Here is a 9,913-nt window from a genome sequence, read left to right on the forward strand (position 1 = left end):
TCTATCGAACGCCTTTGCTCAATTCATATAATAACATCATTATATATACTTTTTTTGAATAAATCAAGGCATTTTATTAAAAAATTAATATTTTTACCGTCAAAACTTTAAATAATAAGAAAAACCATACAACTTTCTTTAAAAAATAAAGTTCGTATATTTTTTGTATATAAAATGATAAAAAAAAACGAAGTCAAAAAGAAGTATTCTTCCCATGACTCCGTTGTCAAAGCATATCGAAATTCATATATATTATACAAATCCCTTCATACTATGTCAATTATTATGGGAAAACTTTTCATTAATAATAGGTTCATTTTTTGTTTTTCACATATAGTATATTATTATTTTAGTACTTTATACTCATATAATTAATTATATCATTCATTGCCAGAAACAACTATTCACAATATTGGCAATCTGTAATCAAATAATTCTATTTTTCCAATATATAAATCAGTTAATTGCGATTAAACACCTAATATTAATAATTCTCTTGAACATTCTTTGATAAATTGCTACAATCTTATATGTAAAATTTAAAAAATACGTATGGGGGCTATAATTATGAGTACAATTGTAACAAAATTCGGTGGAAGTTCATTAGCTGATGCCAACCAATTTAAAAAAGTAAAGGACATAATTTTATCTAACGATGCAAGAAGATATGTAGTACCATCTGCACCAGGTAAAAGAAATTCTAAAGACTCAAAGATAACTGATTTATTATATCTATGCCACGCTCATGTTTCAACAGGAATATCTTTTGATGAAGTATTTAATCATATAAGAGATAGATACATAGGCATTGTTAATGATTTGAATTTAAACTTTGATATTAGCAAGCATTTAGATATAGTAAAACAAGATCTTGAAAATGGGGCTTCAAGTGATTATGCTGCTAGCAGGGGAGAATACTTAAACGGATTAATTCTTGCAGACTACTTAGGTTTTGAATTTATAGATGCTAAAGAGGTTATGATTTTTAATGCTGATGGTTCTTTAGATCCAGATGCAACGGATTCGGCTCTTAAAGCCAAGTTATCAAAAACACTTAAAGCTGTAATACCTGGTTTCTATGGTGCAGATAAAGATGGTAATATAATAACTTTCTCAAGAGGTGGTTCTGATGTTACTGGTGCTTTAGTTGCAGCCGGAATAGATGCTGACCTTTACGAAAATTGGACAGACGTTTCTGGTTTCTTAATGGCAGATCCTAGAATAGTTCCAAATCCAAAGCCAATAAGCAAGATAACTTATTCAGAACTTAGAGAATTATCCTATATGGGTGCATCAGTACTTCATGAAGATGCAATATTCCCAGTAAGAGAAATAGGTATTCCAATAAATATAAAAAATACAAATAAACCTGAGGATGAAGGTACATTTATAGTAAAAGATACAGATGTTTCTTCAAAACCAAATGCTATAACTGGTATTGCTGGAAAAAAAGATTTTACAGTAATTTCAATAGCTAAAGCTTCAATGAATTCTGAGCTTGGTTTCTGTAGAAAGTTATTATCAATTTTAGAACAACATAATATTTCCTTTGAAAATATGCCTTCTGGAATTGATACTGTATGCCTTGTAATTTCAGATTCTCAATTAAAGAAAAAAAAGGATGTTGTAATAGAAGAAATTAAAAGAACTTGCAATCCTGACAGTATAGAAGTTCATCCAAACCTTGCTATGATTGCAACTGTTGGACGTGGAATGGCTAAACAAAGAGGAACTGCTGCTAAAATATTTACAGCTCTTTCAAATGCTGAAATTAACATTAGAATGATCGACCAAGGTTCTAGTGAAATGAACATCTTAGTTGGTATAGAAAGTGATAATTTTGAAAAAGGAATTGCTGCAATATATAATGCTTTTAATTAATCAATAGTTAATGATGATATAACAATAAAGAGGTGTAGTGACTGAAAAAACTACACCTCTTTATTGTTCCTATACTACTTCATTAGTTTTTTTTAATTTATTTCTTATAATTTCAATAACTGCTGGCATTATTGAAATTAACACTATTATTATTACAGCTATTGAAAAGTTATCCTTTATTATTGGGATAGTTCCAAAAAAATATCCACAAGCAGAAACACTAATCACCCACAAAGCTCCACCCATTGCATTAAATGTAATAAAATTTTTGTATGTCATCTTACCTATTCCAGCTACAAATGGTGCTAGTGTACGTACTATGGGAACAAACCTGGCAATAATTATAGTTTTTCCACCATACTTTTCATAAAATCCATTGGTTTTATCAAGATGTTCTTGTTTTATAAGTTTTCCTCCACCAATTTTTATAAGCTTATCACCAAAGTATCTACCGATTTCATAATTTGCTGTATCTCCTAAAATTGCCGCAACCATTAAAATTCCAACTAATGCATATATATTAAGCATTCCCATAGCAGCGAAGGTAGCTGCTGCAAAAATCAAAGAATCTCCTGGTAAAAACGGAGTTACAACCAAACCTGTTTCTAAAAATATTATAGCAAACAATATTAAATATGTTTCAAATCCATAATTATTTATAACTGCTCCCAAATGCTTATCAAGATGCAGAAACATATCTATTAAATACGAAAATGTACTCAAGCTTCTTCCTCCTAAATGTTATTTTTCTTTATTATATAACATTTTTCCTGATATGTTTATGAATTTGCTGAAATTTAATTTTATTTTAATTTTATCCATATCAAATTATTTAAAACATTAACAACAAAAACACTTTTAATATGAATAACCATGTGTATCCATATTAAAAGTGTTTTTATTCTAATAGTTATACCATCATAAAATGACTTTTATGCTTTTTGACCACTAATTCAACGTACTATTTATTCGTCCCAACCTTCAGGGACGGGAAATCTTACTTTATATGTCGTTATGCTTATTTAAAAATGGCTTAATTACTACATTTATATTTTATAACACATTATTAAATTTTAAATCGTTTTATTCTATAAGGGGCAAAAAAGAGGGTAACGCAATTGCCCTCTTTTTAATTTTTTAACACTAATTATTTACTTTTTATCATTAGCGATATCATGGTAATATACTACATCTTCATTTCCCATTTTGCTAGAAACAATAACATATCTTCCAAGGTTCTCATCATATTTTATTGAATAACCATAAAGCCCATTTGTTGAACTACTAGGAATATACCCTACTTGTTGATTTGGACCAAGCTTTCCTGCATTTGCATCTATAGACCATGCTCCACTGCTATTCAGATAATAATTCCCAATATAGCAATCGCGGGCCATACTCCCATAATTATTTAAGTAATAATAACTATCACCACTAATTAACCATCCTGTTTGCATTCTCCCATTTGAGTCGAAAGAATACCACTTTCCATCAATATATTGCCATCCAACTAGATAAGAATTTCCTTGTGCATACTTCCACCCACCTGCTACCTGTTTCCATTCTGCATTAACTCCTATCGGATTTAGTGCTACTATGCTTACAAATACAATTAATGCTGAAAATAATCTTTTTATGTTTTTCACTATTAATCTCCCCCCTTTATATCTTACTTACATATCCCTCATTTTAATTTATTATACAACAAAAAACACCTATATTTCTATAGATGTTCTTAATCTCTCTTATTCAATTCCTTTATTCTATATAATACGTTATTCTTTTTCTGCTGCAACATAATCTTTTTATCAATTAAATATTCCAGGCTATAGTTAGAATTGCCTATATCCTTTATATAAGTACCATAACCACGTGATGCACTATCTTCTATTTTATCATCTAATAAAGCAATCTCTAAATCTATATTGTATAATTCACTCTGTAATAAGGTTAGTTTAGTTCTGCAGGTACTCATGATATCACCTTAAATTCTTTCATCTTATTAGTAACAAAGGCTACAGCTCTATCAATTAATTGTTCTTCTGTTTCTTCGGTATCATTTAAAGCGTTCCAGGACTCTTCTACTATTTCTAAAAATTCATCTTCAAAACCATAAACTATACGCCCTATGTCCAGAGCTACTTTATTAAGTTTTCTTGTAACTGTTCTAACATCTATATGTAACAATGCTGCTATTTCTGTATGTTTCTTTTTTTCAAAATATTTATACGCAACTAAATTTTGCTCTTGTGCTGAAAGATTATTCAAAGCTTTGATTACAGCATTTATTTTCACTTTTTGCTGTTTAGTTATATTGGTAGATTCTCTTAAGGCTTGTATATTTTCCAATAGAGTTTTTGTTTTTTTTAATCAATTCATCTTTCCTCATGATCTATATCACATCCTTAAAATATTTACTGGCAAAATCGATTTTTTCAGTAACATTATTGTAGTTATATCTGATAGATTTGAAGTACTCTTCATATTCATTCTTTAGCCATATAGATTGTCTTATACTTCTCAAGGCCCTACTTTCTATTTGTTGCACTCTTGACTTAGAAACGCCTAATATACCACTTATATAAGTAAATGAGCATTCTTTACAATCCCAACCGTAATGGAGCTTTAATACTTCTCTTTCTTTAAGTGTAGTATGCTCTTCCATTACTTCCTCTAAATCATTTCTTAGCTGCTTTAAATATAACTTTTCTTCTATATTCTCAAAACCTTCCTCAATGCATTCAATAAGATCCTGCCTTTCTGCTTCTTCATCTTCTTTTAGTGGAGTGTTCAAGCTTGTTTCGTCATTGATGTTCTTCTGACTTACAAATCTGTGTATTTTACTATATATCCAGTAAGTAGCATAAGTTATAAAAGAAGCTGGGTTATCAATGTCAAACTTATATCTTTCAGCTGCAGTAATTAATCCCATGAAACCCTCTTGCTCCAAATCTTCAAGATCTATGGAATTAGTTTTACCAGTATAAAACTTATTAGCTATCTTAAATACTCTGCCTTTGTTATTCTCAATTAAGCTTTCTAAGGCTTGCTTATCTCCTTGTTGATATAATAAAACTAATTCCTCATTTGACATTGCTCTCAGCTCCTTATATAAATAATTCTAATGCCGATATTTACCCACCTTATTTATAATTCATTCCTACATTTTCCTACAATAATATAACTCAACACCAACATTTTCCTACCTTATTTATAATTACAATCCCTATATTTCCCTACCTATATTATAATGTAATACCGATATTTACCGACCTTATAAAGGTTACATTTCTTCTCATAACTAACCCTAAACAAGATATACTCTTATTCATAACATTAGTATTTTTTATGTCAAAAATGATACTCTTTTGAGCAGTTTTAGGTATTTTTCAGACTATTTTTATATCATTGGGGTAAGAAAAAGGTTGATTTTATATATAATAATGAAGAAGTTACCTCATTATTAAACAACCTTTTTCAGTAATTAATTTTTATACCAACCTTTTATTATGCATATAATCCTTCGGCACTATTTTGTAATTCATCTTCCATATAATTCTCTATATGAGATATAATTTTATTTATATCAGCTTCTTCTTTTACGTGGGTGTCTCCAAATGTTATAGTTGGTGTTAGAGTTGTAAAATTTTGAATACTCTTCTCTTCTGCCGAATCTCTTAACATTTCAAGATGTTCGTTCGAAACATCTATTTTGTCATTTATATTTTTAAGATTTTGCTTATCAGCATTTCCAAAAGCTAATTCGCCAGGGCCTTGTGCTTTATTCCATGAAGTAAAATCTGTATTTGAACCATTATTACTATTCTCAGTCGGTACTGATCCAAATCCATTGAACATATTTCCCACCTTCGATTCAACACCTTGTCCAACTGAATATCCACCATTCCATGCATTCCCATAGTCTAACCTATTAAGATGCATAGAGCTAGGATCTATTCTTTCTACTTTTATTTTTGCTTCGCCTGCAACTTTATCAGTCCACCCCTGCAAACTATCATTCCATCCACTTACTGCACTAGCTAAATTTGAACCAAACAAAGTATCAAGTGCACTAGCTATTCCAGCTATAATTTGAAGGACTGTACTTGCCATACCTGAAAATAATCGAATTATGGAACCAATAGGATCATTAAATACATTAGCAAAGAATTCAGCAAAATTTGCTATATAGTTCCAAATCAAAGCAAATGCATCAATTATAAGATTAATGGCTGCAATAATTATATTCCCAATAAATGCACCTGCTACTGCAAAAGCACCTACAATAATACCTGTTGCACTGTAGCTTGTACCTGCAAAATGATTTACTGCTGCAACAGCTGCATAAAATACACCTATGACTATTATTATTAATCCTATAATCCAAACTAAAGGACATGCATACATTGCTGAATTTAATCCTACCTGTGCCATAGTAGCGCCACCAGTAACTATTGCATAAGCTGCTTGTGCAAAATTAACTATTCCCTGCCATATAGCTACTGCCATTAACGAACCTTTCATACTAACAATGCGCCTACCAATCCAAATACTATAGGTGCTATAATTCCCCAGTTACTTTGAATGCCATTTCCTAACCATTGAACACCATTTCCGAATGCTAATAATAAATTAACTACTATTACCAAACCATTTGATAATCCATTAAAAAATCCTTGAAAACCACCACTATTAAAGGTTTCATTCAACTTTGTAAATACGGGTGCTAGCTTTTCCAAAGCCCCATTACCTGCTTGAGCAAGTGATGTTTCTATATTAGATTTTAAATTATCAAATTGGGCCGCTGCTGATTTATTATATTGCTGAAGCATACTCTCAGTGAATCCCTTTTTATTCAACAAATTATCAAATTTTGATATGAAAGAATCCATATCCTTACTTGCTTTTAATATTTCAATATCAGCTTTACCAAATCCAAATCTCTCTTTAAGAGACATTCCATCACCACTCATCATTTCTTTAAGTGCAAATCCTGCACCTTCAAATCCTTGTGTCGGGTCAATTAAAGCCAACCTTTCATTTAAATTTAAAAGTTTATCTAAACTGTTTGTATTCTTAGTAAATTGCATAAACTTTCTTGCACTACCTGCAAAGTCATTTAAAGAAAATACACTTTTATTAGCCATATCATTTATGTGATTGAAATAGGCTGTTGCAACATCTTTATCCCCCATTATTCCTTGAATTGTAAACAGTTGTTGCTGCATCTTCATGGCCCCACCAATGGTTGCCTCCACTCCTTGCCTTGCAGCCTGAATTCCAACATAAGCCCCTATTAACCCTTTTACTTTTCCTAATAATCCATCTGTTGCAGAAGCTCCATTTCTAAAAGAATTATTTAGATTATTTTGTGAATTCGCAACTCTATTCTGTTCTTCTGCTAATTGATTTAATCCTGCTTCTGCTTGTCTTATAATATTTCTTGTTGCATTTAAACTATTGGTTATTCCTAGATCTCTATTACCTGCATTATTCATATGCTCCATTGATGTAACTGTCATATTTATAGCTTGAGTTATGTTCTGTAAAGGTCTTGACATCATATCAAACATTCTTAAACTTGTACTTATTGTAGCCATGAACTCACCTCAACTTTCTACTTACCATTAATACATGTATAGCGGCATGCATAAGTAGCTCCATAGGTTCTAACTTCTTTTTACTATTTAGCTTTTTCAATTTACTTTTCAACATTAAGTTTGATTTATTGAATAGCTTTAAAATTGCATCTTTTATATTAACGTATAGTTTAGCTTCTTGATTTAAAACAATGATCCCATTACTGGATACAAAAAAAGAATTTTCTTCTGTTAGATCCTCACAATAATCAATTTCAGCTATAAAAGGTATTAAACTAAATCTTACTGACCATAAATATTCATTAACTACCTCAATATTCTGATTCATATTAAGCCTCCTTACTTGAATATCAGATTTTATATACAAAAAGGGCTTTAAATAAGCCCTTTTAATTATTTTATGTTTCTGAAACTGGTTGAAAATATACTGCTGCCTTTTTATTCTCAGGAATAAAGCAATCATAATATACTCTTCCCTCAACTAGATCTCCTGAATATCCAGGTGGATTTTCATGTATTTTATATTCTGCTAATTTCATTGGTGAAGTTATTGCAATGTTATGTCCCACAATAAATCCTGTATTAACTGGTAATCTGCTAGCAGGTACTTTTATAATATACATACCATCTAACATAGCTATTACACCTTTTAACCTCATATCTTGCCCTACATCTGTTTCAAGAACAACATCTGGTGAAGCTTTTAAAAATTTATATGTAGTAGGCGTAACTACAATAAATCTTCCAGTTTGAGGTACTTCTAAATCATCAAGAATCTCTGTTGCACTAGTAACTAAATCATATACATTAGTTTTAGTTATTTTTACTGCTGTAGCTAATGTTCCTGCAAGTTCTGCCATCTTAGAAAATCTATAAGTATCTATTTCTGGAACTATAACCTCTCTTATTTGTCTATCAAGAGCTTTCCCACTTTCTAATGCTTGAGCCGTCTCATCTTTATCCATTTTATCTATTACAAAAGTAAATGATCTATCTTTAGATAAAACCAACTCCTGAGTAGTTGCATTAAGATTTTCAACCGAACCATATCTACTTGATCCATCTGTTTTTGTTCTGTTATAATCATTCATTTTTGCGGTAGAAACATTATATATTTTTACTGATTTCCCTCCGGTAAAGTCAAAATCATCATTTACGCATAATGAAGTTTTACTGACCTCTTTGAATCTTTCATCTACTGCTCCAGAATATTTAGCTGCAAATTCAATTGCCATTGTTTAATCCACTCCTTTTATTTAGAGCTTTTTAGACCTTGAAGAAAAGGATCAACAGCGCTAGGACTTTCTCCATTTCGGGCTTCATATATCACAGAACTTCTAAGTCCTTTAAGTTTAGTAATATCTTCACCTTTCAACTTATCACTAACTATCTTATCTATTGATTTTTTTATTACTTCAATACTACTATCAACCGTATCTGTATTTGAATAATCCAATATTTCCGATAGTTCCTTAGGTAGTCCTTTTTCCTGTAACTTATCTATAGCATCCAACTTCAATTCTCTTATTTGAAGTTGCTTTTCTTTTTCACTTAACTTCTGATCTAATTTGCTTTTTTCATATTCTTGTTTTTGTTCTGGTGTCATATTAGACATTTTTAATTCTTCAAATCTTGATTGAGCATCTTGTTCCCATTTCTTTTGTGCCTTATCAAGTCTTTTAGATATTATTTTGTCTAAATCTTCTTGGGTAAAAGTTTTTTGGTTATTATCTTGTTGTGTTCCATTGTTTGAAGTTGTTTCTTCTGTTACACCTATAACTGATTCTTTTTGAGCATTATCTGCCCCAAAACCTAAACCACTATCAGCTTGTAACTTCTTTTGACTTAATTTAAAATACATCTTCATACCTCCAATTTAACGCCTGTCGGCTTAATATTACGCTTATAATTGACCCTATAAGCTATGGGTGTAAATCGGTAATTACGCCTTACCTGGGCTTATTTAAATAAAAATAAAAAAGCCATGAGAATAAATAAGCTTCCCCAATAAAATTGGTTTACCTAAATATTTCCCATGGCTTTAAAAATAGCCTTCCCACTGAATAAGTGAGGGTACTAAAGTATTCATTTTTATTTCTATTTTTATTATATCATAGTTTTTGCCTGAAAACAGTATAATTATATAGTTATTTTAGAGGTTCGACATTATGTAGAACCCCTTCTTGTTATTTCAAGTACCCTACATCAAATTTGAGGTACCTTTTATAATTTATTTTATTTCTCCATTTCGAACTAATTCAGCTACTAGCATAGTAAATCGCTTATTTATTTCCTTAAGATCTTTATCATTATTTAAACAAATAACTTTTATATTTGATTTTTTTCTAGACTTCATTACATCCTCCTTGATTCCTATATGCGAATCAATATTTAAATAAATTTAATATTCTGAAAATACTAAATAAGTTTGT

General features: G+C 30.4%; 12 protein-coding genes. 1 reads left to right on the top strand and 11 read right to left on the bottom strand.

All coding sequences use genetic code 11. The features are described 5' to 3' along the window. Nucleotides 1-567: 567 nt before the first annotated feature. Nucleotides 568-1,881, top strand: a complete 1,314-nt coding sequence (locus GXK56_RS04410) for an aspartate kinase (RefSeq protein ID WP_160685550.1) — start codon at nucleotides 568-570, stop codon at nucleotides 1,879-1,881. A 69-nt stretch (nucleotides 1,882-1,950) separates the two neighbouring features. Here the strand turns inward: GXK56_RS04410 and GXK56_RS04415 are convergent, their stop codons facing one another. From GXK56_RS04415 to GXK56_RS28500, 11 genes are all read right to left on the bottom strand, one after another. Beyond that, the gene (locus GXK56_RS04415; RefSeq protein WP_160685552.1) at nucleotides 1,951-2,604 is read right to left on the bottom strand and encodes a DedA family protein; all 654 of its coding nucleotides are present in this window, start codon (nucleotides 2,602-2,604) and stop codon (nucleotides 1,951-1,953) included. A gap of 428 nt (nucleotides 2,605-3,032) precedes the next feature. Further along, a complete protein-coding gene (locus GXK56_RS04420) occupies nucleotides 3,033-3,527 on the bottom strand; it encodes a cell wall-binding protein (RefSeq protein ID WP_160685554.1) in 495 nt (164 codons plus the stop codon). An 89-nt stretch (nucleotides 3,528-3,616) separates the two neighbouring features. Continuing rightward, nucleotides 3,617-3,856, bottom strand: coding sequence for a hypothetical protein (locus tag GXK56_RS04425; protein WP_160685556.1), 240 nt, complete (start codon nucleotides 3,854-3,856; stop codon nucleotides 3,617-3,619). Further along, nucleotides 3,853-4,230, bottom strand: a complete 378-nt coding sequence (locus GXK56_RS04430) for a sigma factor-like helix-turn-helix DNA-binding protein (RefSeq protein WP_160685558.1) — start codon at nucleotides 4,228-4,230, stop codon at nucleotides 3,853-3,855. Before GXK56_RS04430 ends, GXK56_RS04425 begins: the two co-directional genes overlap by 4 nt. A gap of 43 nt (nucleotides 4,231-4,273) precedes the next feature. Then, nucleotides 4,274-4,975, bottom strand: a complete 702-nt coding sequence (locus GXK56_RS04435) for a sigma-70 family RNA polymerase sigma factor (protein WP_160685560.1) — start codon at nucleotides 4,973-4,975, stop codon at nucleotides 4,274-4,276. Between the two features lie 413 nt (nucleotides 4,976-5,388). Further along, nucleotides 5,389-6,405 (bottom strand): hypothetical protein, encoded by a 1,017-nt coding sequence (locus GXK56_RS28060; RefSeq protein WP_243156009.1) that lies wholly within the window; start codon nucleotides 6,403-6,405, stop codon nucleotides 5,389-5,391. Beyond that, complete coding sequence (locus GXK56_RS28065; protein ID WP_243156010.1) at nucleotides 6,402-7,481, bottom strand: hypothetical protein; 1,080 nt, start codon at nucleotides 7,479-7,481, stop codon at nucleotides 6,402-6,404. Before GXK56_RS28065 ends, GXK56_RS28060 begins: the two co-directional genes overlap by 4 nt. A gap of 4 nt (nucleotides 7,482-7,485) precedes the next feature. Beyond that, nucleotides 7,486-7,809: a hypothetical protein gene (locus GXK56_RS04445; protein WP_160685562.1), complete on the bottom strand. Its 324-nt coding sequence runs from the start codon at nucleotides 7,807-7,809 to the stop codon at nucleotides 7,486-7,488. Between the two features lie 70 nt (nucleotides 7,810-7,879). Next, nucleotides 7,880-8,716, bottom strand: coding sequence for a hypothetical protein (locus tag GXK56_RS04450; RefSeq protein WP_160685564.1), 837 nt, complete (start codon nucleotides 8,714-8,716; stop codon nucleotides 7,880-7,882). A gap of 17 nt (nucleotides 8,717-8,733) precedes the next feature. Further along, entirely contained in the window at nucleotides 8,734-9,342 is a 609-nt protein-coding gene (locus tag GXK56_RS04455) for a DUF4355 domain-containing protein (RefSeq protein WP_160685566.1), read from the bottom strand. A 369-nt stretch (nucleotides 9,343-9,711) separates the two neighbouring features. Continuing rightward, the gene (locus tag GXK56_RS28500; RefSeq protein WP_279283049.1) at nucleotides 9,712-9,837 is read right to left on the bottom strand and encodes a hypothetical protein; all 126 of its coding nucleotides are present in this window, start codon (nucleotides 9,835-9,837) and stop codon (nucleotides 9,712-9,714) included. Nucleotides 9,838-9,913 lie beyond the last annotated feature (76 nt).

The organism is Clostridium sp. C2-6-12, assembly GCF_009928485.1.
Classification (GTDB): Bacteria; Bacillota; Clostridia; order Clostridiales; family Clostridiaceae; genus Clostridium.

Excerpts from the sequence above, each read along its gene's own strand:
- GXK56_RS04410 (WP_160685550.1), top strand. The coding sequence starts at position 568 with ATGAGTACAATTGTAACAAAATTCGGTGGAAGTTCATTAGCTGATGCC.
- GXK56_RS04425 (WP_160685556.1), bottom strand. The coding sequence starts at position 3,856 with ATGAGTACCTGCAGAACTAAACTAACCTTATTACAGAGTGAATTATAC.
- GXK56_RS04435 (WP_160685560.1), bottom strand. The coding sequence starts at position 4,975 with ATGTCAAATGAGGAATTAGTTTTATTATATCAACAAGGAGATAAGCAA.
- GXK56_RS28060 (WP_243156009.1), bottom strand. The coding sequence starts at position 6,405 with ATGAAAGGTTCGTTAATGGCAGTAGCTATATGGCAGGGAATAGTTAAT.
- GXK56_RS28065 (WP_243156010.1), bottom strand. The coding sequence starts at position 7,481 with ATGGCTACAATAAGTACAAGTTTAAGAATGTTTGATATGATGTCAAGA.
- GXK56_RS04445 (WP_160685562.1), bottom strand. The coding sequence starts at position 7,809 with ATGAATCAGAATATTGAGGTAGTTAATGAATATTTATGGTCAGTAAGA.
- GXK56_RS04450 (WP_160685564.1), bottom strand. The coding sequence starts at position 8,716 with ATGGCAATTGAATTTGCAGCTAAATATTCTGGAGCAGTAGATGAAAGA.
- GXK56_RS04455 (WP_160685566.1), bottom strand. The coding sequence starts at position 9,342 with ATGTATTTTAAATTAAGTCAAAAGAAGTTACAAGCTGATAGTGGTTTA.
- GXK56_RS28500 (WP_279283049.1), bottom strand. The coding sequence starts at position 9,837 with ATGAAGTCTAGAAAAAAATCAAATATAAAAGTTATTTGTTTAAATAAT.